Source organism: Halalkalicoccus sp. NIPERK01 (assembly GCF_030287405.1).
Taxonomy (GTDB): domain Archaea; phylum Halobacteriota; class Halobacteria; order Halobacteriales; family Halalkalicoccaceae; genus Halalkalicoccus.
Map to the genome: position 1 here is coordinate 413,924 of NZ_JASVVV010000001.1, position 25,015 is coordinate 438,938.

The window sequence follows — 25,015 nt, forward strand, 5'->3', positions numbered from 1 at the left end:
AAATTCATACGTTTCCCCTCCCGGAAGGCCGGATTTGATATAGCATCATGAGATTTATGTCCTCTTCGGGAGGACGGTAATCGTTCACGACAGCCGATAGATGTGTCGCTCGTAGGTCTCGCGGACGGTATCGCCCCAGTCGTGGGTGTACGTATCGATGACGTCGTCGGCGACGTCCCCCCGGAGGTACTTCACGACCCCGCGTTCGCCGGTCGCGTTGCGGAGGTACGTCGTAAAGAAGTGCCGGAAGTAGTGGGGGGTGACGTTCTCCTCGGCCCCACCGCCGGTTCGGTGCCAGTCGACCCGCCGAGCGTGTTTCTCGACGGTGTGGTGGAGCATGTGGGTCGTGAGTCGCGCCCCCCACTTCCCGCTCGTGCTGACGAACAGCGGATCGGCCGCCGAGCGGGTGTCGGGGCGGACGGCGAGCCACGCCTCGAGAACCCGTGCGAGTTCGTCGTCGACCGGGATCACCGTCGGTCGCCGACGCTTGTTCGAGGCGGCGCGGCGCTCGCCGTTTACGACCGCTCCGCGTGCCGGATCGGGCGCGACGTACAGCGAGTCGGGTTTGCCGTGCAGCTGGGGTCGGGGGTCGGGATCGATCCCCAGCGATTCGAAATCGAGGTTGAGGTCCCGTAGATCGAGGTTACAGAGTTCGCCCGCGCGGATCCCCGTCTTGAGGAGCGTCACGATCAGGGCTCGATCGAGCGGGTGGCCGACCCCGTCGACGAACTCGCGCATGCGTTCGAGAGGGATCTCCCGTCGCGTCGGATCGACGTCGATCGACTCGTCCATCTGCTCGATCACCAGCGCCATCGGGTTCTCCGCGAAGACGCCGATCTGTGTCATGTAGGCGTAAAAGCGGTGGAGGTACGAGGCGTACGTCGCGAGCGTACTCCGAGCGACCGAGCCACGGTGGCGGTGTAGCCACGCCATACACGCCCGGTGTGTCACCTCGTCGAGGGTGTTCGCACGCGGGTACTCCTCTCGAACGAACCGCTCGAAATCCCGGAGAACGCGCTCGTAGGCGTCGTAGGTCCGTTCGGTCTTGCCCTGATACTCGACGTCTTGGAGGAAGTATGCGATGGGGTCGTCGCCGGCCTCCAATGGATCGGTCGCGCTCATTCGTGCTCACCGTTGAGCGTGTAGCCACCGGCACGACCGCTGTAGCTGACGCGGTTCTCCTCCTGCAGGGCCAACAGCGCCTCGTCGAGGCGGTCCTCGGTGTCCTCGGTCAGCGCTTCGACGAGTCCGTCCCACGACAACGGACCCGATTCGGCGAGCGCACGTTCGACACGTGGCTCGAATCCCTGCCGGTCGGCCGTCTCCGCGTGGTCGCTCCCCATCTCTCCGCCGGGATCGAACCCGCGACGGCCCGCCTGTACCATCGTCCGGACGAACTCGCTTCGACTCATATCGAGGTCCTTCGCGTGCTCCGCCCAGATCTCCGCCTGGTACGCGGGGACGTAGGTCGTCACCCTCGTTCGGTCGGTCTCCGAATCGCCCATGTCTCCGTCTCGAGTACCACCAGTATCACTCTTCCCATTTACCCAAATAAGGGAGTTTATTTGGATATTTGACTCCCTCTCTTTCTACCCTGGCCCCGACAATGTCCCGTGCTTTTGTCCTTCAGACTGAAGTATCTCCGCCGAGCGCGCGGCGATGTGCTGCAGTCTGAAGGAAAGCAGAACTCTGTTACGAGGCCATCTCCGTCCCGAATATCGTTCTCGTTCGAAAGGGCCATCCCCGACCGGGAACGAACGATACGGGCGGAGTCGATCGATCCGGGTGAAAATCGATGACGGAGGAGGTATATCGACCGACTAGCGGCGAAATCGCGGTCGTAGGGGTGGAAACCGACGACGGATATCTAGAAGCCCTTCTTCCGTCCGCTACCCCGGGGGTACGAGCGGGAAAAGACTCCTCCCCCGAATAATCCGTTCCCAACGAGACACGTCTGTTTCGATGGCGGATCGTCGCGGCCGAAGGGATCGGCCGATTACCTCCCCGTCGTCGATTACTGTCCCTCTCGTTCGGTTCAGTCCGGCAGCTTCGCTCCGGTCCCGTGTGTCGTTTCCTCTGCGATCCAAACGTCGAACTGTTATCGATGTATCGAGCGGGTAGCGTGGCGCTTAACCCGGCACGGTCCGGAAGGGAGACATGGCCCAGTCGATCGGCGTCCACTTCTCCGACGACGAGGAGGACCGCGAACTCTACGAGGCGATCGTCTCGGATCTGGAGTACGGCGACTCGCGAAGCGAGCGGATGCGCGACCTGCTGCGCACCGGTATCGCCGTCGAACAGGCGCTCGACTCGCAGGACATGGAGATCGAGAACCCGCGTGACAGGGCCGCCTACATCCGTCAGGCGATCATGGATCAGGCGCGCGCCGAGCGTGCCCGATTCGGGGATCAATGATCGATAGCCCTCATTACGCCCGCCGGCCACCGTCCGAGTCGCTTTGCTGACGACATAAATCGCATAGTGATATACACAACTCCCGTCCGACGGGGCGGTCGATCCGACGTGGCCGTGCCCGGATCGGGCCGCTCGAACCAGTCGGTGAATCAGCGAGCCTCGTCGAGCGTTTTCGCCCCGTGGGCGAGCGATTCGCGCGGATCCGTCGGTTCGTCGTGTTCGTAGATATACCACTCGACGCCCGCATCGCGGGCGGCCTCGAGGCAGGCGTCGAGGTCGAGGTCCCCCTCGCCGAGTTCGACACACGCCATCGACTCGGCGTCGGCGTCCGCGAAGTGGACGTGCGAGATCCGGTCGCCGTACCGATCGAGAAGCGCGACCGGGTCGGCACCGGCGGCGTTCGCCCAGCCCAGATCGAGTTCGAAGCCGATCGAGTCGTCGGTTCGTGCGAGCAGTTCGTCCATCGCGGCGTGTTCGCCGCGGTCGACGAACTCCTGGTCGTGGTTGTGGTAGTGAAGCGAGAAGCCGTCCTCGGCGAGCCGTTGCGCGACGGCGTTCAGGCGTTCGGCGACCTCCGCGATGGCCGCCTCGCTCTCGAAGTGTGAGGGGTCGAGCCACGGGACGACGAGGTCCGTACAGCCGAGTTCCTCGTAGAGCGCCGTCGTGCCCTCGTAGTCGGTTTCGAGCGTCTCGAGACCGACGTGGGCGGCGGCGACCGCGAGGCCGGTGTCTCCGAGTGCCTCGACGACCGCCTCCCTGTTCGCGTCGGCGACTCGATGGGCGAACTCGACGCCGTCGAAGGTCGTTTCCGCGACCGATTCGAGGAGCGCGGGGAGCGGTTCGTCGATCCCGCGCAACGTGTACAGCTGAATGGCCGTCCGTCCCATACGTCGACGACCGAGGGGGGACGCGTTAAAACTATCGCGTCCGCGCGGTATCCACGAGCCGCCGCCGGTCGCGGACGGCCGGACGGCGGCGAATGCCGACTGATCGTCACCGGACCGACGACCGTACCCGAAAGACGTTTGTCGCCGCACCGACGCCATCACACATGACGGAGACGCGCGCACACCACGTCGGAGTGACGGTCGCGGATCTCGAGCGGGCGGTCGGGTTCTACCGAGACGTGCTCGGACTCGCCGTTCTGGACCGCTTTACGGTCGCCGGGGAGGCGTTCGCGATCGGCGTCGGCGTCGAGGGGGCGACCGGGGAGTTCGTACACCTCGACGCCGGCGGCGCACGAATCGAGTTGATCGAGTACGACCCGGAGGGCGACCGGCGGCCCGCAGCGGACGTGAACCAGCCCGGCGCGACACACGTCGGACTTTCGGTTTCGGACGTCGACGGGTTCTACGAGGGACTCCCCGACGGCGTCGAGACGCTGAGCGAACCACGAACGACCGAGAGCGGCGCTCGGATCCTGTTCGTCCGCGACCCCGAGGGGAACCTCGTCGAGATCATCGAGGCCTGAGCCGGTCGGCGACCTCGGGGTCGAACGTACCGACCGGCGGTACTCGATCGCACCACCCGGACGGCAGCGCTCACGGAGGGCGTCTCGGAGGCGAGGTCCTCAGAGCCGGTACACGGCGGCCTCGTAGGGCCGTAGATCGGCCTCGTCGAGGCGGGTCGGCGTGTCGTCGTGGTTGCCGTACAGCACTTCGGACGGTTCTGGCTCGATTTCGAGGCGGTCGAGCCGGGCCGGCTCGTCGGACCAGTCGCTTCCCATCGACCGGTGTTCTCCCGGCGGACCGTCTTCGAGCGAACGTCCCGGAACCATATCGGCATCCTTTTGCTCGTGTTCGAAGCTACCGGGAGTATGGCTATCGAACCGAAGGCGGACGACGCCGGATCGTTCGTGCGCGTCGGCATCGTCGGCGGCGGGTTCATCGGTCGAACCGTCGGCGGACAGCTCCGTGCGGCCGAACACGCCCGCGTCGCCGCGCTCGTCGACATCGACGAGGGGACGCTCGAATCGACTGGCGACGCGCTCGGCGTTCGCCCCGACGCCCGGTACGAGCGCTACGGGACGATGCTCGACGAGGAGGACCTCGACGCGGTGTTGATCGGGACGCCACACACGCTCCACTACGAGCAGGTCCTCGCGGCGATGGACCACGGCCTGCACGTCCTCTGTGACAAACCCCTGACGACGAACCTCGAGGACGCCCGCGACCTCGTCGCCCGCGACGCCGACCGCGAGGAGACCCTGATGGTGGGCTATCAGCGCCACCTCTACCGGGCGTTCGTCGAGGCGCGCGCGAGATGGCTGGAGTCGGGTCGCGTCCCCGACTGGATCACCGCCGAGATCAGCCAGGACTGGGTCGACCGGTTCGAGGGCACCTGGCGGATGGACCCGGACCTCTCGGGCGGCGGCTACCTCTACGACACCGGCAGTCACCTGCTGGATTCGATCCTCTGGAGTACGGGCCTCACGCCGACGGCCGTCGCCGCGGAGATGGAGTTCGTCGACGACGATCGGCGCGTCGACGGCCGTTCGCACGTCACGGTCCGGTTCGAGGAGGGAACCACCGCGTCGGTCACCTGCTCGGGCGAGACGCCCTGCATGCGCGAGCACATCCACCTGTGGGACGCCGAGGGCGCGACCTACCTCGACAGCAAGGACTGGGAGGCGAACACGCTCGTGGAAATCGACGCCGAGAGCGGCGAGCACCGCCCCCGACTCGACCAGCGCGACCTGCCGAACAAGGCCGAGGCGTTCGTCTCGGCGGTCCGTCACGGCGAGGAGCCGCCGGCGACCGCGCTCGACGGGTTGCGCGTGACCGCGGTCACCGAGGCCGCCTACGAGTCCGCCCGCGCGGGCGGCGAGTTCGTCGCCGTCGATCCCGGGGACGTCGCGCTCGACGGGAGGCTGTCATGACCGAGATCATCGACTACGACCTGTACGAGGTGCCGCCACGCTGGCTCTTTCTCCGGATCGAGACGAGCGACGGCCTCGTCGGCTGGGGCGAACCCGTCGTCGAGGGGCGGGCCAAGACCGTCCGCGCGGCGGTCGAGGAACTGCTCGACAACTACCTGCTCGGCGAGGATCCGAATAGAATAGAAGACCACTGGCAGGCGATGTACCGCGGCGGCTTTTACCGCGGTGGCCCCGTGCTCATGAGCGCCATCGCCGGTGTCGACCAGGCGCTGTGGGACATCAAGGGCAAGCGATTCGACGCGCCGGTCTACGAGCTACTGGGCGGCCGGGCGCGCGATCGAATCAGGGTCTATCAGTGGATCGGCGGCGACCGTCCCAGCGAGGTGGGCGACGCGGCGGCCGAAAAGGTGAGCGAGGGCTTTACCGGGCTGAAGATGAACGCGACCTCCGAGATGCGCCGGGTCGATACCCCCGCCGCGGTCCGGGCGGCCGAGGATCGCCTCCGGGAGGTCCGCGAGGCCGTCGGTCCCGAGGTCGACGTCGGGGTCGACTTCCACGGGCGGGTCACGAAGCCGATGGCCAAGCGACTCGCGGAGGCGCTCGAACCCTACGACCCGATGTTCATCGAGGAGCCCGTGCTTCCCGAGCACAACGATTCCCTTCCAGCCATCGCCGCCCACACGTCGATCCCGATCGCAACAGGTGAGAGAATGTTCTCGCGGTGGGACTTCAAGGAGGTCTTCGAATCCGGGAGTGTGGACGTCATCCAGCCCGACCTCTCGCACGCGGGCGGGATCACGGAGGTCAAGAAGATCGCGGACATGGCCGAGGCCTACGACGTGGCGCTCGCGCCCCACTGCCCGCTCGGGCCGATCGCGCTGGCCTCCTGCATCCAGGTCGACGCCTGCTCGCCGAACGCGCTGATCCAGGAACAGAGCCTCGACATCCACTACAACGAGGGCGGGGACGTGCTGGACTATTTGGCCGATCCGGACGTCTTCGAGTACCACGAGGGCTACGTCGAGGTGCCCTCCGGACCCGGATTGGGAATCGAACTCAACGAGGAGTACATCGAGGAGCAGGCCGAGGAGACCGTCGACTGGCACAACCCCGTCTGGCGCCACGACGACGGCAGCGTCGCGGAGTGGTAAGCGGGGGCGGCGGGGGCCTGCGGACGATCCGCGCCCGCTGGCGGGTCGAGCCGTGTGTTTATTGGTGTGGAGCGATAATCGACGTTCGATGGCCAGCGAAGGACGTTCTCAGGGCAAGGTCGGCCGCGTCATCGAGAAGTACGGTCTCGAGGGGTTCGGCGCGGAACTGGAGGAGCACTGGACGGGCGAGCGCGGGGAGCAGTACAGCCTCCGCGCGCTCGCGGACCTGTTCAACCGGCGCGTGCTGGAGGCGGCGATGGACGAGGCGGGGATGCGCTCGCTCGACGGCGAGGTCGAGAACAGGTACCGACTGCTCAGCGACGACGACGTGAGCGCGGGGATGCGCGAACAGACCCGTCGGGAACTCGACCGGGCCGGCGTCCCGATCGACGACCTCGAGTCCGACTTCGTCTCCCACCAGTCGATCTACACCTACCTGACGGAGTACCGCGAGGCGACCCATCCCTCGAGCGTCGAACTCTCGCCGGAGGAGCGGCGCGAACGCGAACTCGACAAGATCGGGGCGCTCATCACCCGGACGAGCGTCGTCACCGAGGACTCGATCGAACGACTTGCCGCCAGGGACGCCCTCTCGAGCGGGATCTCCGGCGTCTTCGTCGACGTGCAGGTGACCTGCGAGGAGTGCGGTCGCTCGACTGCCGCGACGACGTTCCTCGAGGAGGGCGGGTGCTCGTGTCGGGACTGAGTCTTACACGAATACGTGTGTAACGGTTCGCAGCGGGGATATGAAGGCTTATGCTTGGACGAGTCGATAGAGCGAGTATGTCCTCAGCCGAGGAGTCGAACGAGACGAAGACGAACGGGTCGGTCACCGTCAGAGCCGAGAAGATCGGCGGGATCGACTCGACGAGCGTCGAACTCGACGCCGGTGTGACTGCGCTCGCCGGGCGGAACGCGACGAACCGGACCTCCTTCCTGCAGGCGATCATGGCCGCGCTGGGAAGCGATCGGGCCTCGCTCAAGGGCGACGCCGAGCGGGGTCGCGTCGAGATGGACTTCGGTGGGCGAACCTACACGCGGACGCTCGCGCGGACGAACGGCACGGTCGCGTTCGGCGGCGAGCCGTATCTCGACCAGTCACAGCTCGCGGACCTCTTCGCGTTCCTGCTCGAGTCGAACGAGGCGCGCCGGGCGGTCGTCCGCGGCGACGACCTGCGCGAACTCATCCTCCGGCCCGTCGACGTCGGCGAGATCGAGGCGACGATCGAGCGCCTGCAGGCCGAGAAACGCGGGATCGACGAGGAGCTCTCGGAGCTCTCGGCGGCCGAGCGCGAGCACGGGTCGCTCGAGGAGGAGCGCGCCCGCCTCGAACACGAGCTCGAATCCGTCGAGGAGAGCCTGACGGAGGCCCGCGAGGCGCTGGCCGACGAGGACTCCGAGGGAGATTCCGAACGGTTCGACCGCCTCCGGGAGGCCCAGACCGACCTCGAGGACGTCACCTACGACCTCGACACCGAGCGCGCGAGCGTCGAGTCGCTCGAGGCCGAACGCGAGGAGGTCCGGGACGAGCTGTCGGACCTCACGATCGATACGGACGACCTCGACGACCTGGCGGGCGAGATCGAGCGTCTCAGGGGGCGCAAGCGCGAACTCGACGAGACGGTCTCGCAGCTCCAGACCGTGATCCAGTTCAACGAGGACATGGTCGACGCCGAGTACCCCGAACTGCTCGACGCGGGCGACGGGAACGTCACCGACCAACTGCTCGCCGACCGTGAGGTCACCTGCTGGACGTGTGGGAGCAGCGTCGAGACCGACCGGATCGAGGAGACGCTCTCGAACCTCCGTGAGCTTCGCAGCGAGAAGGTCGAACGACGAAACGAGGTCTCCTCGCGGCTCGAATCGCTGACCGAGGAACGCGCGGAGTACCGACAACGGCGCGAGGAGCGCGACCGACTCGAACGAACCCTCTCGGACCTCGAATCGGAACTCACGGAGCGCCGCGAGCGGATCGACGACCTCGAAGAGCGGAGCGACGCGCTGCGCTCGACGGTCGAGCAACTCGAATCGGAGATCGAAGCCGACGAGGACGAGACCCTCGACGCCCAGAAGGCCGTCACGCGAAACGAGGTCGAGCGCGACCGCCTCCGGCGCGAACTCGACGCCATCGACGAGGACCTCGCGGAGATCGAGGATCGCCTCGCCGAACGCGACGGGCTGAAGGACCGACGCGAGGAGATCAACGAGGAGCTCGAACAACAGCGCACCCGGATCGAGCGTCTCGAACGCGAGGCGATCGGCGCGTTCAACGAGCACATGGAGACGGTGCTCGGCCTGCTCGAGTACGCCAACCTCGAACGGATCTGGATCGAGCGCCTCGCGACCGGCGACGAGGCGACGTTCGAACTCCACGTCACGCGCAGCACCGGGTCGGGAACGACCTACGAGGACTCGGTCGACCACCTGAGCGAGAGCGAACGCGAGGTCACCGGCCTGATCGTCGCGCTCGCGGGCTACCTCGTCCACGAGGTCTACGAACACGTCCCGTTCATGCTGCTCGACTCGCTCGAGGCGCTCGACTCCGAGCGGATCGCCGCGCTCGTCGAGTACCTCGAACAGTACGCCCCCTACATCGTCGTCGCCCTCCTCCCCGAGGACGCCGCCGCACTCGACGACGACTACCCGCGTATCACCGAGATCTAACAGAAGTAATTGGATTACAGTCCCTCCCTGAGGAGGCGTCTGACGTGTCCGGTCGAGTACTCGACGCCGTACTCCCGCTCGACGTGCTCACCGACCAGTTCCGGCGTCCACTCCTCGCTCTCGTAGCCGCATTCTGCGGGGGAGTGGGCGAGGTCGTCAGCGAGCGATTCTCGCGCGCTCTCGTCGAGTTTCGGCGGCCGGCCGGGACGCGACTCGTCCTCGAGCGCCCCGTCGATTCCCCTCGTGTCGAACCGATCGAGCCAGTAATAAAGCGTCGACTTCGGGATCCCGTACAGACGGCACAGTCGGTCGACCGAGTCGCCGTCCTTGTAGGCGAGGGCGACCATCAGACGGCGCACCGCCTTGTGGTCCCCGGTCCTCGAAAGCGCCTCGCGAAGGTCGTCGGCCGAGACCCCGTCGAGTTTGCCCATCGAATCACCGTTCGTATTCCAAGTAATTATATTTATTCGATGGACCGAGTCCCGCTCACGCCGACGCGATCGCCGTCCTCCCAGACGTAAAACCCCTCGCCGGTCTTCTCGCCGAGTTCGCCGGCACGGACCTTCTCCTTCAGGAGGCGGGGTGGCCGGAACCGCTCGCCGAGTTCCTCACGGAGGTCCTCGAGGAGGGACAGTCGGACGTCGAGACCGGCGACGTCGGTGAGCGCGAGCGGCCCCCTCGGGTGGCCGTAGCCCAGTTCCATCGCCCGGTCGATGGCCCGCGGGCCCGCGACACCCCGTTCGACCATCCGGATCGCCTCGACGCAGACCGCCACCCCGAGCCGAGAGGTCGCAAAGCCGGGCGCGTCGGCGATCACGACCGTCTCCTTTTCGAGGCTCGCGACGAACTCCGCGGCGAACTCGACGGTGGAGCCGGCCGTCCGCTCGGCGACGACGACCTCGACGAGGTCCGTCAGGTGGATCGGGTCGGTAAAGTGGAGTCCGATCACCCTCGCCGGATCGTCGAGCACGCTCGTGATCCTCGTCAGCGATGGCGAGGAAGCGGTGGACGCGATCACTGCCCCGTCGGTGACGCGCTCCGCGTCGGCGATCACGCTCCGTCTCACGTCTATCCCCCGGGGAACCGCCTCGATAACGAGGTCCGCGCCCGCGACGTCGTCGAGGCCGGCCGTGTCCGCGATCCGTCCGAACGCCCCCTCGTGGCCCGCCGGAGCGACGTTTTCCCGATCGATGCGTTCCTGAAGGGCCTCGATGGTCCCGCTACCGCTTCGGACGTGCTCTCCCTTGAGGTCGCGAAGCGTCACCTCGTGGCCCGCTCTCGCGCTCGCCCGTGCGATCCCCCGGCCCATCGCTCCTGCCCCCAGGACGGCGACGTTCATGCCGACTCGCGTGCGCGGCGAGGAGTTAATCGTTGTGAACGGCCGCTCTACCGTGGATCTCGCCGTTCGCCGACCGGTTCTCGACGAATATATTTGTTATATTATCACGCACTAAGTAAATCCCATATCGCTATACGAAATTTCGGGTCAGGGCTCGCAGACTTCGATCCCGGTGGTACTGTACCCGTCCATCGCGGCAATCCGGTCGGGCACCCCGTTCAGGGGGACGGTTCGGGTGACGAGCGCGCCGGGGTCGATCGCACCGCCCTCGACGAAGGCGAGGAGTTCGTCGTACCGGGTCGGGGGCATGCCGCGCGAGCCGAGGAAGTCGATCTCGCGGCCGACCATCGAATCGGTGGGGAGGGGTATCTCGCCGCGTTCCGCCTCCGTGGTCAGCCCCATCTGGAGGTGCTGGCCGAGGCTCGCGAGACAGTCGACGGAGTTCCGACAGGTCTCCGCGATCCCGAGCGCGTCGACGGAGACCGCCGCGCCGCCGTCCGTCCGCTCACGGATCGATCCGGGAACGTCGCCCTCGCCGTGGACCGTCGCGTGAGCGCCGAGTTCGGTAGCCTTCTGCAAGGCTTGCTCCCGGATGTCGACGGCGAGTACGCGCGCGCCGAGCGCACGGGCGATCTGTACGGCCGAGAGCCCGACCCCGCCACAGCCGTGGATCGCGACCCAGTCGCCGGGCGCGAGGTCGGCGCGGTGGGCGAGCCCGTGGTAGGCGGTCATGTACCGACAGCCGAGCGCGGCCGCCGCGCTCGCGGAGAGGCCGTCCGGGAGTTCGGTGAGGTTGTAGTCGGCGTGGGGTACGGCGACCCGATCCGCGAACGCGCCCTGTCCTGCGGGTTCGAACCCAAGCGCGATCCCGTCGTCACACACGTTCCCGTGGCCGTTTCGACACCGGGGACAGGTGCCGTCGCCGAGGCTGAACGGCACCGCTACTCGATCCCCCTCCCGGAGGGTTTCGACCCGATCGCCCACCTCGACGACGGTCCCTGCGGGTTCGTGGCCGAGGATCTGGCCCTCGGGTGGGACGTCGTCGACCCACTCGCCGTGGCCCTTCCAGGCGTGCCAGTCCGACCGGCAGATCCCGCAGGCCTCCACCTCGACGACCACGCCGTCGGGATCGGGGTCGGGTTCCGGGACGTCTCGCACCGCGAGCGGTTCCCCGTAGCTCTCGAGAACGACTGCGCGCATGACCCTCCCGAGGGGTGCGAGCCATACCAACGCACCGATCCCGGGCCAACCGTTTTGCCGACGGCCGTCGTATGCGAACCATGCCCACGATAAGCTACGAGGGCGAGCGTATCGAGTGCGAGGCGGGTGACGAACTCCGCGAGACCCTCCTCGAGGCGGGGCTCTCGCCGCACAACGGCGCGGCGAACTACGCGAACTGCGGCGGCCGGGCGGTCTGTGGGACCTGCGCGGTCGAGGTCGACGGGGCCGTGAGCGAGATGGGCGAGAAGGAGCGAAAACGGCTCTCGAAGTGGCCCCACGACCTCGAGTCGGGTCTCAGGCTGGCGTGTCAGACCCACGTCGAGGGGGACGTCGAGGTCACGAAACACGGCGGCTTCTGGGGCCAGAAGACCGATCAGTGATCCTCGGTCGGGAACCACGCCAGGTCGTGTGCGGCGGCGAGTTCCACGGTCACGGGCGTGTCGAGCGAGACGCGCTCGGCGTGGTTGTGCATCGCCTCGACCACGTCGCCGTTCTCGAGTTCGACCCGGTAGAGGACCGTCGGCCCGAGGTACCGCCGATAGGTCACCCGTCCGTCTGCCTGGCTTCCCTCGCGCTCCTCGCTCTCGTCGGCGGGGCGGACGAGCACGTCGTCCGGACGAACGAGCACGTCGATCCGCGTGCGGTCGTACTCGGGGGCGAGGCCGTGGATCCGATCGCGGCCGACTGTTCCGAGCGCCGTCTCGACGACGTCGTCCGAGACGTATCCCGAGAGGAAGCTGGCGTGGCCGAGGAAGCCCGCGACGAACCGTGACTCGGGGTGCTGGAACACGTCCTCGGGGCGGCCGACCTGCATCACCGTCCCCTCGTTCATCACGGCGACGCGATCCGAGATCGACATCGCCTCCTCCTGGTCGTGGGTCACCGAGATTCCCGTGACGCCCGCCTCCTTGAGGATGCGTCGGACCTCCTCGCGCATCTCCACCCGGAGGTCGACGTCGAGGTTCGAGAACGGTTCGTCGAGCAGGAGGATCTCGGGTTCGGGCGCGAGCGAGCGCGCGAGCGCGATGCGCTGTTTCTGCCCGCCCGAGAGTTCGCTCGGTTTGCTGTCGGCGTGATCCGCGAGGCCGACGAGGTCGAGCAGTTCCCCGACGCGCTCGTCCCGTTCCGCCTCGGTTCGGTCCGCCAATCCGAACGCGACGTTCTCGGCTGCGCTCATGTGGGGAAACAGCGCGAAACTCTGGAAGACGATGCCGATGTCCCGTCCCTCGGGTTCGACGGAGGCCATCGAGTCGGCGACGGTCTCGTCCCCGACGCGGATCTCGCCGTCGTCGGGGCGTTCGAGCCCCGCGATCAGCCGCAGGGTGGTCGTCTTCCCGCAGCCCGACGGCCCGAGCAGGGTGAGGAGTTCACCCTCCCGGACCGACAGCGAGAGCTCCGAGACCGCCCGTTCGTCGCCGTAGCGCTTGGAGATCTCGTCGAGTTCCAGGACCGCCTCGCTCCCGGAGTCGGTTTCCGCACGATCCGTCCGTGTCCGTCGCGTCTGTTCGACGCGGAGTCCGTCAGTTGCCATCGTCTCCCTCCTCCCCGGGTCGAACCGAGCGTCCCGGGACCGCGGGCGTCGAGACGCCCGTCGGGCGCGAGAGATGCGCCGCGGGCGGTCGTACCGTCCTCGACCTCGCTCGTGCGGGGGCGGCCCCGACGAGCGTCGTAATCGGTCCGGGGGGCGTCGGCGCTACCGACCGCCCCCCGAGCGTCCCCGTCGGCGCTGCCGACGCGTCGATCGTCGATGGGTTCTCGCTCACGCTCGGCACTGTAGTAGACCGCCCGGGGTTTTAGGTGTTCCTAAAGCTTCTCGGACGGTCTACTACAGCGCCAAGCGATCGATGCCGACCGTCCGAGGCCCGGATCGGACTCGTCGGATCGGCCTGTTTTAGGGCAGCCTAAAGACGGGGCGGCTGAGACCGGCGACCCGGACTATTCGGACCTTGATGGTAACAGATGGTTCTGAATGGTTTTCAACGGCAACACTTATGTCCGTGTGGCTCCTTCGATCGAGTAGATGACGAACGACGCCGACGAGATGTGGTGGCCGCCTGCGATGTTCGCGGATCAGCTGCAGGAGGCGAGCGAGGAGGCTGTCGAGCAGCAGCGGAAGTTGTTCGCACAGTGGATGTCGGGGATGAACCCGACCGGCGCTCGAAACATGGGCGGGCTGTCGCAGCTCTCGGCGATGAGCATGGGAGCGGCGGCGTTCAAGACGCGCGTCCAGAGCGGCGGGCGGATCTCCATTCCCGACGCGGAACGAGAGGCGCTCGGAATCGACGAGGGCGATATCGTCCAGACGATCGTCATCCCCCTCGACACCAACAGGAACTCCAACGATGACTGACACACTCATGACCCCGATGTTCGACGCACAGCGCACGATGATCAACCAGAGCAACGAGACGTTTAAGCGCGGCCTCAAGCTCCAGCACGACGCCTTCGAGGCGTTCCGCGGCACCTTCGACACGCAGAAGTCGACCCAGCGCCGCAACGTCGAGGCGACCCAGCGGGCGGTCGACAGCTACTTCGAGGCGATCGAGGACGCCGGCGGCGACGCGATGGGCGTCCGCGAGGTCCACGAGGCGATCGACGAGCAGTTCGCGGCCTTCCTCGACCTCCACGAGCAGTCGTGGGACGCCTTCGAGCAGCTCGCCGAGGAGAACGCCGAGGCCTACGACGAGTTCGTCTCGCAGCTCGAATCGATGGCGGACGATTCGACCGAGATGGCCGTCGAGGCCAGCCAGCAGGCCGAGGAGCAGACCGAGATCGCGATCGAGTCCGCCGAGGACGCGGTCGAGCAGTAAGCAGTCGCCCACCTTTTTAATACCAGAACCCTCAGTACACACCATGACAGAGATGAACCCCCCGATGGCGGACGCCGAGCAGTGGAACGAGTTTATGCAGTCGATGAACGACCAGTTCGCCCGGTCGCTCGAACAGAACGTCGAGGCGCAGGCCTCGTTCGTCGAGTCGTGGGTCGAGGCCGTCGAGGAGTCGACGGACCCCGAGCGCTTCGAAGAGGGCGCTGAGGGTTACGCGAACGCGTACGCGACGTGGATGGACGCCTCCCAGCGGGCCTACGAGCGCTCGATGGACATGGTCTCGGGCGAGGACGTCCAGCCCGAGGAGTTCCGCGACATCTGGCTCAACGCCGCGAACGAGGCGTTCAAGGACGTCACCGACACCACGGCGTTCGCCGCCGCGACCGGCAAGACCGTCGAGGAAGCGCTTGACTACCGCCAGGAGATCGACGAGATGGCCGACGAGACGCTGCACAACCTCGGGTTCGCCACCAAGAACGACGTCCAGGAGGTCGGCGAGCGCCTGATCGAACTCGAACGCCGCCAGCACGCCGTCGAGAACAAGCTCGATACGGTCATCGAGCACCTCGAGGGCGAGGACGAGGAATGACGACGAACCCCTTCACCGTGGGTTTCGACCTGTACCGTCAGAGCTGGGAGCGGGCGGCGGAGACCATCGAGAAGAGCACCGAGTCGCCCGAACAACTCGAACAGATGGCGGAAGTCGAGGTCGGGGGGACGCCCAGCGAGGTCGTCTACACCGAGAACAAGCTCGAACTCCTCCATTATGAATCCCAGACCGAGGAGCAACACGACGTCCCCATCCTCATCGTCTACGCGCTGATCAACAAGCCGTACATCCTCGACCTCCAGCCCGATCGGAGCGTCATCCGCACCCTCCTCGAGAACGGGTTCGACGTCTACATGATCGACTGGAACGAGCCCTCGACGATGGACGCGGGCCTCACGCTCGAGGACTACGTCGATCGCTACATCGACAACTGCGTCGACGTGGTGCGCGAGCGATCCGAGCAGGACTCGATCAACGTCCTCGGCTACTGTATGGGCGGGACGATGAGCGTGATGTACGCCGCGCTCCACCCGGAGAAAGTGCGGAATTTGGGCCTGATGGCCGCCGGGCTGTGCTTTACGGGCACGGGCGGCGTCCTCGAGCAGTGGGGCGACGAGGAGCACTACTCGCCCGGCACGGTGACGGACGCCTTCGGGAACGTCCCCGCTGACTTCCTCGACATCGGCTTCGCGGTGATGGACCCCGTCCAGAACTTCCTCACGAAGTACGTCCAGCTGTACGACAACATCGAGAACGAGGAGTTCGTCGAGAACTTCGCGCGCATGGAGCGCTGGATCGGCGACGGGATCGACGTCGCCGGGGAGACCTACGAGCAGTTCCTCGTCGACATCTACCAGCAGAACAAGCTCGCGGAGAACGAGCTCTATATTGGCGACAAACACGTCGACCTCTCGAAGGTGGACATGCCGCTGTTGCAGATCGTCGGCGAGTACGACCACCTGATCCCGCCGGAGGCCTCGAAACCGTTCAACGAACTCGCCGCGAGCGAGGACACCGAGGTCATGGAGTTCCCGACGGGCCACATCGGCCTCTCGGTCTCCTCGAAGTCCCACGCCGAACTCTGGCCGCGGGTCTGTGAGTGGTACGCCGAGCGCTCGGTGACGGACGAGGAGGAGCCCGAACCCGAAGCGGAGGCGGTCACCGAACCCGAAGAGCCCGACGCCGCCCTCGCGGAGGACGTCGCGGGCGACGAGACCGGCACCGACGAGGACCACACCGTCGCGGAAGACGGAGAGTCGACCGACGAAGCCGGCGAGGAAGACGACGGCGCGAACGCCGAGGGGGCCGACCTCGAGACGATCACCGGTATCGGCCCCACCTTCGCCGAACGGCTCCGGGACGCCGGTGTTTCGACCGTCGAGGCGCTGGCGCAGTCCGACCCCGACGACCTCGCCGAGCGCATCGAGGTCTCGTCGCCCCAGTCGGTCGAGGACTGGGTCGACGAGGCGACCGATCGCGTCGAGGAGTGACGGTTCGCCCCGACAGTTCGCTTCCGTCGTTCGGTTGATCCCCGATCCCGTGATCGCTCTCTTTGGTGGGACAACATTTAGGTAGGCGCGATAACGTGTATCACTCGGAGCGGACCGGCCGCCTCCGAGGAAACCATGGGACTCGAAGACCGCACCTGTCTGATCACAGGATCGTCGAGAGGGATCGGCCGCGGCATCGCGGAGGAGCTCGCCAACGAGGGGGCAAACGTCGCGATCAACTACCGGGCGTCGTCGGGCGCGGCCGAAGAGGTCGTCGACGGGATTCAGACGGCGGGCGGGTCCGCGATGGCCACGCAGGCGGACGTCACCGACGAGGCGGAGGTCGCGGCGATGCACGAGGAGATCGACGACGCCTTCGGCTCCGTCGACATCCTCGTCAACAACGCCGGGATCAACGTCGACACGCTCTTCTCGGAGATGACGCGTGCGGAGTGGGATCGCGTCATCGAGGTCGACCTGACGGGCGCGTTCGTCTGCACCAAGGAGTTCTTCGACGACATCGCCGTCGCCGACGAGGGGCGACTCATCAACATCTCCTCGGTGGTCGGCAAACAGGGTAACCTCGGCCAGGCCAACTACGCCGCCGCCAAGAGCGGGATGTTCGGGCTGACCCGCACGCTCGCGCTCGAACTCGCTGACAGCGGCTCGACCGCCAACTGCGTCGCCCCCGGGTTCACCGAGACCGAGATGGTCCAGGGGATTCCCGAGCGGGTGCGCGAGCGGATCCAGTCGCAGATCCCGCTCGGGCGCTTCGCCACCATCGAGGAGATCGCCTGTGTCGTCTCGTTCATCGCGAGCCCCGAAGCGTCGTACATCACCGGCGAGGTGCTCGACGTCAACGGCGGCATGGACCTGTAACCACCTGGTGTGTTCGGGGCGATCCGATCGGTCGAACGTCCCGTCGAACGGCCGTGGCATAACATAGCAGATATAGTCCTCCCGTGTGAGCAGTCAGTATGGAGCGCGTAGCGATCATCGGCGCGTCGATGACCCAGTTCGGAAAACGGGAGGGGTGGCTCCGCGACCTGCTCGTGGAGGCCGCACTCGACTGTCTCGACGACGCGAACGTAGAACCGAGCGAGCTAGAACACCTGTACACCTCGAACATGGCCAGCGGGGAGTTCGAGGGGCAGACGGGCATCATGAACATGGTGGCCCACGACATCGGGGCGATTCCCGCCTACACTCAGCGGATCGATCAGACGAGTTCCAGCGGCGCGGCAGGCGCGTACGCGGCTTGGCAGTCGGTCGCAAGCGGCGCGAGCGACCTCACGATGCTCGTCGGGGGCGAGAAGATGACCCACCGCACGACCGGCGAGGCGACGGACGTGATCGCCTCGATCACCCATCCCGTCGAGTACAAACACGGGGCGACCCTGCCCTCGTTTGCGGGGCTGACCGCCCGCCACTACCTCGACAAGTACGACGCCCCCCGCGAGAGTCTGGGGAAGGTCGCGGTGAAGAACCACAAGAACGGCGTGGACAACCCCCACGCCCAGTTCCAAAAGGAGGTGAGTCTAGAGGAGGTCCTCGAGTCGCCGATCGTGGCCGACCCGCTCCGGCTGTACGACTTCTGCCCGATCACCGACGGTTCGGGGGCGCTGCTCATGTGCCCCGAGTCGAAGGCGGAGGAGTACACCGACGACTACGTGCTGCTTACGGGCATCGCGGGCGCTACCGACACGCAGGTCGTCCACGAGCGCGAGGACCCGACCGTGATGGGTGGGGTCGTCGAGAGCAGCCGCGAGGCGTACGAGATGGCCGAGCGGGGGCCCGACGACATCGACGTGGCCGAACTCCACGACATGTTCACGATCCTCGAATTCCTCCAGAGCGAGGACCTGGGGTTCTTCGAGAAGGGAGAGGGCTGGAAGGCCGTCGAGGAGGGCGTCACCGACAGGGATGGTGACCTCCCGATCAACACCTCCGGCGGGCTGAAGTCGAAGGGCCACCCCCTCGGGGCGAGCGGCGTCGCACAGATCTACGAGATATACCAGCAGATCCGTGGCGAGGCGGGTCCCCGACAGGTCGAGGCCGACGTCGGCCTCGTGTGTAACGTCGGTGGCTTCGGCAACTGCGTACTCACCGCGATCGTGGAGGGTCCACAATGAAGGCAACCAAGTACGACGACGGCACGATCACGTATCCCGGTCACCCCGTGGGGCCGGAGGGCGGCGAACGGGTAGAAGAGATCGACCTCACCGAGCGAGTGGGTGAAATCGTCACGTGGACGACCTCGACGGCGACCCCGCCGGGAATCCGACAGCCCAACCACCTCGCGATCGTCGAGTTCGAGGTTGAGGGCCAGTCGGTCCGCGCGCTCGGTCAACTCACCACCGACGCGGTCGAGATCGGCGACGAAGTGCGACCCGTCTACGTCGACGAACTCAGGGAACCGGGAGCCGGGATCCGCGAACCCGAGAGCCAGGAGTGGGACGGCTATCGGTTCGAGCCCACCGGGTGAGAACTCCCGTCCGAACCGTTGGCCCGAACGGAAGGGGAGAGCCGACCGGGTGAGCGCGGTTACTCGTCGGTCGACTCGTCCGCGCCGGTCCCGTTTTCGTCGCCGTTCTCGGTCGCGTCGTCCCCGTCCAGTTCCGCGCGGATCGAGTCGAGTTCGTCCTCGACGTCGATCGTCACGCCCTCGCTCGTCGTCGAGCCCTCGGCGCCCGAGGTACGCCCGCGGGTACGATACCGTTGCCCCTCGCGCTCGGCCTCCTCGATCCGATCCGCGATCTCCTCCCGGAGCCGGCGGGCGTCCTCGAGGATGTCGCGCTCGTCGCCGTCAGGGGGCAGGGTATCGCCCCGCGTGGCCTCCTGGAGGTCGTCGAGGACGGCGTCGAGTCGGTCGAGGCTCCGGCGGCTCAGATCCTCGGCTCGCTCGCGGGTGCGCTCCGCCCCCTCGCCCGCGGCCCGTCCGGTGTCCGCGAGGCGCAGCGCCTCCTGGAGCAGTTCGAGCGCGCGGACGTTCGCCTCCAGCACCGCGATGGCCGTCGGGATCGCCTGCCGGTCGGCGAAGCGAACCAGTTCGCCCGGCGTCGGCGGCCGGGGTAGCCCGCCCGGTCCACGAGGGGGTCGCGGCTCGATCTCCCGGCGGAGCTCCTCGAGCGAGCGCTGGAGCTCGTCGACGCGCTCCTCTAGGTCGTCGTCGCGTGTCATACCCCTCCTTGGGGTGGCGACCGGAAAAAGGGTCGAGTCAGAACGCCCGGTCGTACTGGACGGGCGGTTCCACGTCGACGCCGAGTTCGCGCGCGGCGTGCAACGCGAAGTAGGGATTACGGAGGTGTTTCCGCCCGACGATCGCGAGGTCCGCGCGCCCCTCCCGGATCAGCGAGTCGGCCTGCTCGGCCCCCGTGATCCCGCCGACCGCGCCCACCGCGATCCCCGAGGCGGTCTCCTCGCGGATCCGCTCCGCGAGCGGGAGCTGACCGACCGACCCCTCCTCGGGCAACTGTTGGTCGGGGTGGATCCCGCCGCTCGAGACGTCGATCAGGTCCGCGCCGACCCCGGCGAGCGCGTCGGCCAGTTCGACCGACTCCTCGATCGTCCAGGAGTTCCGATCGGGCAGCCAGTCGGTCCCCGAAATTCGCACGAAGACCGGCTTCTCGTCGGGCCAGACCTCCCGGACGGCCTCGGTGACCTGCCGGACCAGTCGGGTCCGGTTCTCGAAGTCACCCCCATATTCGTCGTCGCGGTCGTTCGTGACCGGCGAGAGGAACTCGTGGAGCAGGTAGCCGTGGGCGGCGTGGACCTCCGCGACCTCGAAGCCCGCATCCAGCGCGCGTTCGGCGGCCTCGCGGTAGTCGGCGACGAACTCCTCGATGTCGGCCTGCGTCATCGCGCGCTGGGCGGGTGCCTCGTCGTCGTAGGGCCAGGCCGTCTCGTTCGGGGCGAGCACCTCCCAGCCGCCCTCCGCGGGCGAGAGAGGCTCGCTCCCCTCCCACGGCCGGGTCTTGCTCGCCTTCCGGCCCGCGTGGGCGAGTTGGATCGCCGGAACGCCGCCCTGCTCGGCGATGAACTCGGCGATCGGCGCGAGCGCCTCGCGGTGCTCGTCGCTCCAGATCCCCAGATCCTCGGGCGTGATCCGGCCCTCGGGCGAGACGGCCGTCGCCTCGGTCATGACGACGCCCGCGCCGCCGACGGCCCGCGAGCCCAGGTGGACGCGGTGCCACTCGGTGGCGATCCCGTCGCCCTCCTCACAGGAGTACTGACACATCGGCGAGACCATCAGGCGATTGGGGATCTTGGTTTCCCGAAGCGAGAGCGGGCTGAAGAGGTCTGCTGTCATCGATCCCTCTAGAGCGGGAGCGGAAAAAGCCCCCACGGCATCGGAGGGGGTTGCCGACACAGGGTTTTGCCGCAACCCGGAGGTTCGAGGGTGGGGACCCGAAACGGCGGGTATGGCGCTCAGCACGGACGAGATCATGCGACTCAGCCTCGACCTCGTGGGATGGGACGAGGTGCCCGCCGACAGCCAGATCTACGTCCCCGGCGAGGGGATCGAGAGCGCGCTCGTGGGGATCGACCTCGAGAGCCCCGAGGTCCAACTCGCCGAGCGCGAGGGCTACGACCTGGCGCTGGCCCACCACCCCGTCGGCGAGCGCGCACGCCTCGACTTTTCCAACGTGCTCTCCCGACAGGTCGAGTTCATGACGGCCCACGGCGTTCCCACGGGGGAAGCCGAAGCGGCCGTCTCGGAGCTGCGCGAGCGCGTCGAACTCGGGGCCCACAGCGCGAACTACCGCCACGACCCCAGCGTCGCCGAGCTACTGGACCAGCCCTACATGAACGTCCACCTCGCGCCCGACGAGATTGGCAGGCGACGGTTCGTCGAGGTCGCCGAGGGGATGGACGCGGGGAGTTCGGTCGGCGAGTTTGTCACGGCGTTAGAGGAAATCCCTGAACTCGCGGCGGCAAGAACCGACGTGGAGGTCCGGGTCGGAAGCGAGGACAACGACCTCGGCGAGGTCGCCGTGCACCACGCCGCCGGAACCAACGGCGGGGCGGATGTCGCGCGCGCGTACTTCGAGAACGGGGTCGATACGGTCCTGTACATCCACGTCGGCGCGGGCGACGCGCGCGAACTGAGTGAGGAATACGAGAAAAAGAACCTCGTCGTGACGGGCCACATCGCGAGCGACGTGATCGGCCTCAACACCCTCATCGACGCCCTCGAGGACCGCGGCGTCGAGTGTACTCCGATCTCGGGCTGCTCGATCGGCCGGAGTTAGGTCGACCAAAACCTATATGACTTTAGGCTCACCTAAGTCGATACATGGCTGTCACGGACGGACACGACGTCGAGACGACCGACGAGCACGAGCCCACCACCTTCGTCTCCGCCCTCCGGACCTCTCCCGACCGAATCGTCTTCACGGAGGACGGGAACTCCGACGGGTGGATCGCGACCGACCACACCGTCGAACTCTCGCGGTAGGCCGCTCGGTTTCCCCAGCCGCGGCTCTTTCTCGCCTCGAAAAACCGGAAAAACGTCCGTGAGCTACTTGTGGACCGCTTCCTCGACGACGAGGGTGTCGTCCTCGAGGTAGTGATGGAAGTGGTGGGCGTCGTCCTCGATGACCACGAGCGTCTCGCGGAGGATCTCCTCGCTGCCGTAGTCGCCCAGGTCGTTCGCGAGCTGGACGTGTTCTCTCATCCGCTCGATCGTCTCGGCGTAGATCTCGAGGTCGTTCGACAGGGAGGTGCGAACGTCGTAGACGTCCTCGCCCTCGAACTCGACGGTCGCGCGCTCCTCGAGGTTCGACGGGCCGGCGACGGGCACGCCGCCGATGGCCTGGGCGCGCTCGGCGATGACGTCCGCGCGCTCCTCGGCGTGCTCGTAGGCCTCCTCGAAGAACAGGTGCAGGTCGCGGAACTCCGCGCCCTCGACGTTCCAGTGGTGCTTCTTGAGCTGGTGGTAGATCACGTACAGGTTGGACAGGTCGGTGTTCAGCGCGTCGATGACCTGTTCTGCCTTCTCCTGGTCGAGCCGGATCGGGTTCTCCTCCACCTCGTCGGCCTGCTGACGGACGGATTTCTGGGTGCTCATCTCACTCCCGACTACAACGCCCTCCCTCTTAAAGATTGGTTTCGTGAAACTCGTTTTCGCCGTACCTAAAATTTTGTTTCCCTTTTGCCATCAATCGACGCACCATTCGGAAAGACGATCCCCCGGTGGTGAGCGAACACCGACGGATCGAGCGTTGCGAGACAGTCGGCTTCCTCCCGCCCGAGCGACGTGAGAACCCTCCCGTCCGGGGAGACGACGGCGGAGTTGCCGGCGTACGTCGTCGATCCCCGTCCGGTTCGGCCCGCACCGACGACCCAGCGGACGCCGTCGAGCGCGCGTGCTCGCAGGAGGAGTCGCCAGTTCTCGACGTGAGCGGTCGGCCACGCGCCGGGAACGAACAGCGCCCGAACGTCCCGTCGAGCCAGCGCCGCGCTCTCCTCGACGAAGTTGAGGTCGTAACACGTGAGCAGACCGGTCGGACCGGCCGGCGTCTCGACGACGACTCGGTCGTCGCCCGGCGAGAGGACGGCCCGCTCGCCGCTCCAGAGGTGGCGTTTCCTGTAGACGACGATCCGCCCGGCATCCTCCGGCCGAACGTATGCGGTGGCGTTGTAGAAGGCGTCGTCCGCACGCTCGACGAACCCGACGACCAGCGCGCAATCGGCCCGCCGGGCGATCTCGTGCACGCGCCCGATGGCGTCGTCGCGGGCGAGCGCACACGTCCCGATCCGGTCGGGGACGAACTCCGAAAGCGAGTACTCGGGGAACACCGCCACCTTCACGGCGGTAGGCAGGGCGGCGACCCGATCGGCGAGTCGGTCGAGGTTCGCGTCGACATCGCCGTCGTCGACGACGGTCTGGCAGGCGGCGACGATCGGGCCGGTCATGGCGGGTGTGCGCCCGCGGGCGACAAAACCCCCGTGGCCGATCCGCTATTCCTTTGGCGGTGTCCCCGCGAGGTGGAGTATGACCGATCCCGACATCCTCGTCGCGGGCGAGACGCTGGTCGACTTCCTCCCCGAGCACCCCGGATCGCTCCGGGAGGTCGAGACGTTCACCCGCCGGCCGGGCGGCGCGCCCGCGAACGTCGCCGTCGGCCTCGCCGTGCTCGAGGAGGTGCCGTGGTTCTGGACGCGCGTCGGGAGCGACCCCTTCGGCGATGACCTCGTCGAGACGCTCGTCGAGTACGGCCTCCCCGAGCGATTCGTCGAGCGCGACCCCGAGGCGAAGACCACGCTGGCGTTCGTCTCGCACGACGAGACCGCGGACCGGCAGTTCAGCTTCTACCGCGACGGCACGGCCGACACGCGCATGGAGTCCGGCACGGTCGACGATCTCTTGAGAGGCGTCTCGTGGGTCCACCTCGGCGGCGTGACCCTCGCGAGCGAGCCCTCGCGGGCGGCGACGCTCGACCTCGCCGAACGCGCCAGCGAGCACGGCTGTACCGTCTCGTTCGACCCGAACGCCCGCCCCGAACTCTGGAACGGTCGAACGGAGTTCGAGCGACAGGTCGGCGAGATCCTGCCCCACGTCGACGTGCTGAAGGCGACCCCCGAGGACCTCGCGGAGGCGGGCATCGACGGCGAGGGCGTGGCCCTCGCGCGCGCGGCCTGCGAGCGCGGTCCGCACACGACGCTGCTGACCCTCGGCGGCGAGGGCGCGCTCGCGGTCGCCACCGCAGACGCGCCATGGACCGGCGAGGCGACCCATCCGGGCTACCCCGTAGAGCCCGTCGACACGACCGGCGCGGGCGACGCCTTCACCGCGGGGGCGATCGCGGCGCTCTCGGGCGGCGAGGACCTGGAGGAGGCCCTTTCGTTCGGGAACGCCGTCGCGGCGACGACGACCACCGCCGAGGGCGCGATGACCGCGCTCCCCGATCGCGAGCGCGTCGAGCGGTTTCGGGCCGAGCGCGAGTAGCCAATGCTTTTCCCCTCCGGTACACAGCCCCACGCATGCATCCACGTGCGGTCGAGTTCCGCGAGCGGGCGGCCGAAGAGTACGGGTTGGCGATCGACGTCGAGGAGTTCCCCGAGGGGACCAAGACGGCAGCCGACGCCGCCGACGCCGTCGGCTGTGAGGTCGCCCAGATCGCGAGCAGCCTCGTCTTTCTGGCCGACGGCGACCCCGTCGTCGTCGTCACCAGCGGCGCGAACCGCGTCGACGAGGATCGGGTCGCCGAGGCGCTCGACGCCGGGGCCGTCGAGATGGCCGACGCCGAGACCATCAGGGAGACGCTTGGCTGGTCGATCGGGGGCGTCCCGCCGATCTGTCACGAGAGCGAGGTTCCGGTGCTGTTCGACCCCACTCTGAGCGGATTCGACACCGTTTGGGCCGCGGCCGGCACCCCGAAGGCAGTGTTTCCGATCGACCCCGACCGTCTGAAACGCCTCGCGGGCGCCGCCGAACACGAGATCGCAGTCTAGTAACTCGTCGTCGATGAATGGC

31 protein-coding genes are annotated in these 25,015 nt (G+C 67.2%); 19 read left to right on the plus strand and 12 right to left on the minus strand.

The genetic code is table 11. The features are described 5' to 3' along the window. Positions 1 to 84 precede the first annotated feature (84 nt). Positions 85 to 1,122, minus strand: a complete 1,038-nt coding sequence (locus QRT08_RS02135) for a tyrosine-type recombinase/integrase (RefSeq protein WP_286044054.1) — start codon at positions 1,120 to 1,122, stop codon at positions 85 to 87. Continuing rightward, complete coding sequence (locus QRT08_RS02140; protein WP_286044056.1) at positions 1,119 to 1,505, minus strand: DUF5805 domain-containing protein; 387 nt, start codon at positions 1,503 to 1,505, stop codon at positions 1,119 to 1,121. Before QRT08_RS02140 ends, QRT08_RS02135 begins: the two co-directional genes overlap by 4 nt. 652 nt (positions 1,506 to 2,157) lie before the next feature. On the opposite strand from QRT08_RS02140, the gene QRT08_RS02145 reads away from it, so the two are divergent. After that, complete coding sequence (locus tag QRT08_RS02145; protein WP_286044058.1) at positions 2,158 to 2,415, plus strand: hypothetical protein; 258 nt, start codon at positions 2,158 to 2,160, stop codon at positions 2,413 to 2,415. Positions 2,416 to 2,564: 149 nt separating this feature from the next. On the opposite strand, the gene QRT08_RS02150 is transcribed toward QRT08_RS02145, so the two are convergent. Beyond that, positions 2,565 to 3,302 carry a sugar phosphate isomerase/epimerase family protein gene (locus QRT08_RS02150; protein WP_286044060.1) on the minus strand — a complete coding sequence of 246 codons (738 nt, stop codon included), beginning with the start codon at positions 3,300 to 3,302 and terminating at the stop codon, positions 2,565 to 2,567. Positions 3,303 to 3,466: 164 nt separating this feature from the next. On the opposite strand from QRT08_RS02150, the gene QRT08_RS02155 reads away from it, so the two are divergent. Then, positions 3,467 to 3,886, plus strand: a complete 420-nt coding sequence (locus QRT08_RS02155) for a VOC family protein (protein ID WP_286044061.1) — start codon at positions 3,467 to 3,469, stop codon at positions 3,884 to 3,886. Between the two features lie 99 nt (positions 3,887 to 3,985). On the opposite strand, the gene QRT08_RS02160 is transcribed toward QRT08_RS02155, so the two are convergent. Further along, positions 3,986 to 4,141 (minus strand): hypothetical protein, encoded by a 156-nt coding sequence (locus QRT08_RS02160; RefSeq protein ID WP_286044063.1) that lies wholly within the window; start codon positions 4,139 to 4,141, stop codon positions 3,986 to 3,988. Between the two features lie 90 nt (positions 4,142 to 4,231). Between QRT08_RS02160 and QRT08_RS02165 the strand changes: the two genes are divergently transcribed. The 4 genes from QRT08_RS02165 to QRT08_RS02180 all read left to right on the plus strand — a co-directional run bounded on the left by QRT08_RS02165 (position 4,232) and on the right by QRT08_RS02180 (position 9,108). Then, positions 4,232 to 5,293, plus strand: coding sequence for a Gfo/Idh/MocA family protein (locus tag QRT08_RS02165; protein WP_286044065.1), 1,062 nt, complete (start codon positions 4,232 to 4,234; stop codon positions 5,291 to 5,293). Then, positions 5,290 to 6,444 carry a galactonate dehydratase gene (gene dgoD, locus QRT08_RS02170; protein WP_286044067.1) on the plus strand — a complete coding sequence of 385 codons (1,155 nt, stop codon included), beginning with the start codon at positions 5,290 to 5,292 and terminating at the stop codon, positions 6,442 to 6,444. The genes QRT08_RS02165 and dgoD overlap by 4 nt, the downstream gene beginning before the upstream one ends. An 88-nt stretch (positions 6,445 to 6,532) precedes the next feature. After that, complete coding sequence (rdfA, locus tag QRT08_RS02175) at positions 6,533 to 7,150, plus strand: rod-determining factor RdfA (protein WP_286044069.1); 618 nt, start codon at positions 6,533 to 6,535, stop codon at positions 7,148 to 7,150. Positions 7,151 to 7,227: 77 nt separating this feature from the next. Further along, the gene (locus QRT08_RS02180) at positions 7,228 to 9,108 is read left to right on the plus strand and encodes an archaea-specific SMC-related protein (protein WP_286044071.1); all 1,881 of its coding nucleotides are present in this window, start codon (positions 7,228 to 7,230) and stop codon (positions 9,106 to 9,108) included. A gap of 14 nt (positions 9,109 to 9,122) precedes the next feature. Here QRT08_RS02180 and QRT08_RS02185 read toward each other — a convergent pair whose 3' ends face one another. The 3 genes from QRT08_RS02185 to QRT08_RS02195 all read right to left on the minus strand — a co-directional run bounded on the left by QRT08_RS02185 (position 9,123) and on the right by QRT08_RS02195 (position 11,647). Continuing rightward, the gene (locus QRT08_RS02185) at positions 9,123 to 9,539 is read right to left on the minus strand and encodes a helix-turn-helix domain-containing protein (protein WP_286044072.1); all 417 of its coding nucleotides are present in this window, start codon (positions 9,537 to 9,539) and stop codon (positions 9,123 to 9,125) included. A gap of 32 nt (positions 9,540 to 9,571) precedes the next feature. Further along, on the minus strand, positions 9,572 to 10,447 hold the full coding sequence (locus tag QRT08_RS02190) for a 3-hydroxyacyl-CoA dehydrogenase family protein (RefSeq protein WP_286044074.1): 876 nt from the start codon (positions 10,445 to 10,447) through the stop codon (positions 9,572 to 9,574). A 147-nt stretch (positions 10,448 to 10,594) separates the two neighbouring features. Then, positions 10,595 to 11,647, minus strand: coding sequence for an alcohol dehydrogenase catalytic domain-containing protein (locus QRT08_RS02195; RefSeq protein WP_286044076.1), 1,053 nt, complete (start codon positions 11,645 to 11,647; stop codon positions 10,595 to 10,597). A gap of 80 nt (positions 11,648 to 11,727) precedes the next feature. Here QRT08_RS02195 and QRT08_RS02200 point away from each other — a divergent pair, with 80 nt between their 5' ends. Further along, entirely contained in the window at positions 11,728 to 12,048 is a 321-nt protein-coding gene (locus QRT08_RS02200) for a 2Fe-2S iron-sulfur cluster-binding protein (RefSeq protein WP_286044077.1), read from the plus strand. Here QRT08_RS02200 and QRT08_RS02205 read toward each other — a convergent pair. After that, positions 12,042 to 13,199 (minus strand): ABC transporter ATP-binding protein, encoded by a 1,158-nt coding sequence (locus QRT08_RS02205; protein WP_286044078.1) that lies wholly within the window; start codon positions 13,197 to 13,199, stop codon positions 12,042 to 12,044. The genes QRT08_RS02200 and QRT08_RS02205 overlap by 7 nt on opposite strands. Here QRT08_RS02205 and QRT08_RS02210 point away from each other — a divergent pair. The 8 genes from QRT08_RS02210 (at position 13,193) to QRT08_RS02245 (ending at position 19,021) form a co-directional block, all read left to right on the plus strand. Beyond that, positions 13,193 to 13,465, plus strand: a complete 273-nt coding sequence (locus tag QRT08_RS02210) for a hypothetical protein (RefSeq protein ID WP_286044080.1) — start codon at positions 13,193 to 13,195, stop codon at positions 13,463 to 13,465. The genes QRT08_RS02205 and QRT08_RS02210 overlap by 7 nt on opposite strands. Before the next feature lie 223 nt (positions 13,466 to 13,688). Further along, entirely contained in the window at positions 13,689 to 14,018 is a 330-nt protein-coding gene (locus QRT08_RS02215) for an AbrB/MazE/SpoVT family DNA-binding domain-containing protein (protein ID WP_286044082.1), read from the plus strand. Then, positions 14,011 to 14,478: a hypothetical protein gene (locus QRT08_RS02220; protein WP_286044084.1), complete on the plus strand. Its 468-nt coding sequence runs from the start codon at positions 14,011 to 14,013 to the stop codon at positions 14,476 to 14,478. Before QRT08_RS02215 ends, QRT08_RS02220 begins: the two co-directional genes overlap by 8 nt. A gap of 52 nt (positions 14,479 to 14,530) precedes the next feature. Beyond that, a complete protein-coding gene (locus QRT08_RS02225) occupies positions 14,531 to 15,085 on the plus strand; it encodes a poly(R)-hydroxyalkanoic acid synthase subunit PhaE (RefSeq protein WP_483299930.1) in 555 nt (184 codons plus the stop codon). After that, positions 15,082 to 16,536: a class III poly(R)-hydroxyalkanoic acid synthase subunit PhaC gene (phaC, locus tag QRT08_RS02230; protein WP_286044088.1), complete on the plus strand. Its 1,455-nt coding sequence runs from the start codon at positions 15,082 to 15,084 to the stop codon at positions 16,534 to 16,536. The genes QRT08_RS02225 and phaC overlap by 4 nt, the downstream gene beginning before the upstream one ends. A gap of 135 nt (positions 16,537 to 16,671) precedes the next feature. After that, entirely contained in the window at positions 16,672 to 17,415 is a 744-nt protein-coding gene (locus QRT08_RS02235) for a beta-ketoacyl-ACP reductase (protein WP_286044090.1), read from the plus strand. 98 nt (positions 17,416 to 17,513) lie between these two features. Next, positions 17,514 to 18,668, plus strand: coding sequence for a thiolase family protein (locus QRT08_RS02240; protein WP_286044092.1), 1,155 nt, complete (start codon positions 17,514 to 17,516; stop codon positions 18,666 to 18,668). Beyond that, entirely contained in the window at positions 18,665 to 19,021 is a 357-nt protein-coding gene (locus tag QRT08_RS02245) for a Zn-ribbon domain-containing OB-fold protein (RefSeq protein ID WP_286044094.1), read from the plus strand. The genes QRT08_RS02240 and QRT08_RS02245 overlap by 4 nt, the downstream gene beginning before the upstream one ends. Positions 19,022 to 19,080: 59 nt before the next feature. Here the strand turns inward: QRT08_RS02245 and QRT08_RS02250 are convergent, their stop codons facing one another. Both QRT08_RS02250 and QRT08_RS02255 read right to left on the minus strand, forming a co-directional pair. Beyond that, on the minus strand, positions 19,081 to 19,716 hold the full coding sequence (locus tag QRT08_RS02250; protein ID WP_286044096.1) for a DUF7547 family protein: 636 nt from the start codon (positions 19,714 to 19,716) through the stop codon (positions 19,081 to 19,083). A 37-nt stretch (positions 19,717 to 19,753) separates the two neighbouring features. Then, complete coding sequence (locus tag QRT08_RS02255; protein WP_286044098.1) at positions 19,754 to 20,845, minus strand: NADH:flavin oxidoreductase/NADH oxidase; 1,092 nt, start codon at positions 20,843 to 20,845, stop codon at positions 19,754 to 19,756. Between the two features lie 112 nt (positions 20,846 to 20,957). Between QRT08_RS02255 and QRT08_RS02260 the strand changes: the two genes are divergently transcribed. After that, complete coding sequence (locus QRT08_RS02260; RefSeq protein ID WP_286044100.1) at positions 20,958 to 21,788, plus strand: hypothetical protein; 831 nt, start codon at positions 20,958 to 20,960, stop codon at positions 21,786 to 21,788. A gap of 44 nt (positions 21,789 to 21,832) precedes the next feature. Further along, a complete protein-coding gene (locus tag QRT08_RS02265; protein WP_286044102.1) occupies positions 21,833 to 21,994 on the plus strand; it encodes a hypothetical protein in 162 nt (53 codons plus the stop codon). Positions 21,995 to 22,057: 63 nt separating this feature from the next. Here QRT08_RS02265 and dpsA read toward each other — a convergent pair whose 3' ends face one another. Together dpsA and QRT08_RS02275 are read right to left on the minus strand one after the other, a co-directional pair. After that, positions 22,058 to 22,606, minus strand: coding sequence for a DNA starvation/stationary phase protection protein DpsA (gene dpsA, locus QRT08_RS02270; protein WP_286044104.1), 549 nt, complete (start codon positions 22,604 to 22,606; stop codon positions 22,058 to 22,060). 65 nt (positions 22,607 to 22,671) lie between these two features. After that, positions 22,672 to 23,454, minus strand: coding sequence for a carbon-nitrogen hydrolase family protein (locus tag QRT08_RS02275; RefSeq protein ID WP_286044106.1), 783 nt, complete (start codon positions 23,452 to 23,454; stop codon positions 22,672 to 22,674). Positions 23,455 to 23,533: 79 nt separating this feature from the next. Between QRT08_RS02275 and QRT08_RS02280 the strand changes: the two genes are divergently transcribed. Together QRT08_RS02280 and QRT08_RS02285 are read left to right on the plus strand one after the other, a co-directional pair. Continuing rightward, positions 23,534 to 24,487 carry a carbohydrate kinase family protein gene (locus QRT08_RS02280; RefSeq protein WP_286044108.1) on the plus strand — a complete coding sequence of 318 codons (954 nt, stop codon included), beginning with the start codon at positions 23,534 to 23,536 and terminating at the stop codon, positions 24,485 to 24,487. A gap of 35 nt (positions 24,488 to 24,522) precedes the next feature. Then, positions 24,523 to 24,993: a YbaK/EbsC family protein gene (locus QRT08_RS02285; RefSeq protein WP_286044110.1), complete on the plus strand. Its 471-nt coding sequence runs from the start codon at positions 24,523 to 24,525 to the stop codon at positions 24,991 to 24,993. Positions 24,994 to 25,015 lie beyond the last annotated feature (22 nt).

Coding starts and splice junctions, on each gene's coding strand:
- QRT08_RS02135 (WP_286044054.1), bottom strand. CDS start 1,122: ATGAGCGCGACCGATCCATTGGAGGCCGGCGACGACCCCATCGCATAC.
- QRT08_RS02140 (WP_286044056.1), bottom strand. CDS start 1,505: ATGGGCGATTCGGAGACCGACCGAACGAGGGTGACGACCTACGTCCCC.
- QRT08_RS02145 (WP_286044058.1), top strand. CDS start 2,158: ATGGCCCAGTCGATCGGCGTCCACTTCTCCGACGACGAGGAGGACCGC.
- QRT08_RS02150 (WP_286044060.1), bottom strand. CDS start 3,302: ATGGGACGGACGGCCATTCAGCTGTACACGTTGCGCGGGATCGACGAA.
- QRT08_RS02155 (WP_286044061.1), top strand. CDS start 3,467: ATGACGGAGACGCGCGCACACCACGTCGGAGTGACGGTCGCGGATCTC.
- QRT08_RS02160 (WP_286044063.1), bottom strand. CDS start 4,141: ATGGGAAGCGACTGGTCCGACGAGCCGGCCCGGCTCGACCGCCTCGAA.
- QRT08_RS02165 (WP_286044065.1), top strand. CDS start 4,232: ATGGCTATCGAACCGAAGGCGGACGACGCCGGATCGTTCGTGCGCGTC.
- dgoD (WP_286044067.1), top strand. CDS start 5,290: ATGACCGAGATCATCGACTACGACCTGTACGAGGTGCCGCCACGCTGG.
- rdfA (WP_286044069.1), top strand. CDS start 6,533: ATGGCCAGCGAAGGACGTTCTCAGGGCAAGGTCGGCCGCGTCATCGAG.
- QRT08_RS02180 (WP_286044071.1), top strand. CDS start 7,228: ATGTCCTCAGCCGAGGAGTCGAACGAGACGAAGACGAACGGGTCGGTC.
- QRT08_RS02185 (WP_286044072.1), bottom strand. CDS start 9,539: ATGGGCAAACTCGACGGGGTCTCGGCCGACGACCTTCGCGAGGCGCTT.
- QRT08_RS02190 (WP_286044074.1), bottom strand. CDS start 10,447: ATGAACGTCGCCGTCCTGGGGGCAGGAGCGATGGGCCGGGGGATCGCA.
- QRT08_RS02195 (WP_286044076.1), bottom strand. CDS start 11,647: ATGCGCGCAGTCGTTCTCGAGAGCTACGGGGAACCGCTCGCGGTGCGA.
- QRT08_RS02200 (WP_286044077.1), top strand. CDS start 11,728: ATGCCCACGATAAGCTACGAGGGCGAGCGTATCGAGTGCGAGGCGGGT.
- QRT08_RS02205 (WP_286044078.1), bottom strand. CDS start 13,199: ATGGCAACTGACGGACTCCGCGTCGAACAGACGCGACGGACACGGACG.
- QRT08_RS02215 (WP_286044082.1), top strand. CDS start 13,689: ATGACGAACGACGCCGACGAGATGTGGTGGCCGCCTGCGATGTTCGCG.
- QRT08_RS02220 (WP_286044084.1), top strand. CDS start 14,011: ATGACTGACACACTCATGACCCCGATGTTCGACGCACAGCGCACGATG.
- QRT08_RS02225 (WP_483299930.1), top strand. CDS start 14,531: ATGAACCCCCCGATGGCGGACGCCGAGCAGTGGAACGAGTTTATGCAG.
- phaC (WP_286044088.1), top strand. CDS start 15,082: ATGACGACGAACCCCTTCACCGTGGGTTTCGACCTGTACCGTCAGAGC.
- QRT08_RS02235 (WP_286044090.1), top strand. CDS start 16,672: ATGGGACTCGAAGACCGCACCTGTCTGATCACAGGATCGTCGAGAGGG.
- QRT08_RS02240 (WP_286044092.1), top strand. CDS start 17,514: ATGGAGCGCGTAGCGATCATCGGCGCGTCGATGACCCAGTTCGGAAAA.
- QRT08_RS02245 (WP_286044094.1), top strand. CDS start 18,665: ATGAAGGCAACCAAGTACGACGACGGCACGATCACGTATCCCGGTCAC.
- QRT08_RS02250 (WP_286044096.1), bottom strand. CDS start 19,716: ATGACACGCGACGACGACCTAGAGGAGCGCGTCGACGAGCTCCAGCGC.
- QRT08_RS02255 (WP_286044098.1), bottom strand. CDS start 20,845: ATGACAGCAGACCTCTTCAGCCCGCTCTCGCTTCGGGAAACCAAGATC.
- QRT08_RS02260 (WP_286044100.1), top strand. CDS start 20,958: ATGGCGCTCAGCACGGACGAGATCATGCGACTCAGCCTCGACCTCGTG.
- QRT08_RS02265 (WP_286044102.1), top strand. CDS start 21,833: ATGGCTGTCACGGACGGACACGACGTCGAGACGACCGACGAGCACGAG.
- dpsA (WP_286044104.1), bottom strand. CDS start 22,606: ATGAGCACCCAGAAATCCGTCCGTCAGCAGGCCGACGAGGTGGAGGAG.
- QRT08_RS02275 (WP_286044106.1), bottom strand. CDS start 23,454: ATGACCGGCCCGATCGTCGCCGCCTGCCAGACCGTCGTCGACGACGGC.
- QRT08_RS02280 (WP_286044108.1), top strand. CDS start 23,534: ATGACCGATCCCGACATCCTCGTCGCGGGCGAGACGCTGGTCGACTTC.
- QRT08_RS02285 (WP_286044110.1), top strand. CDS start 24,523: ATGCATCCACGTGCGGTCGAGTTCCGCGAGCGGGCGGCCGAAGAGTAC.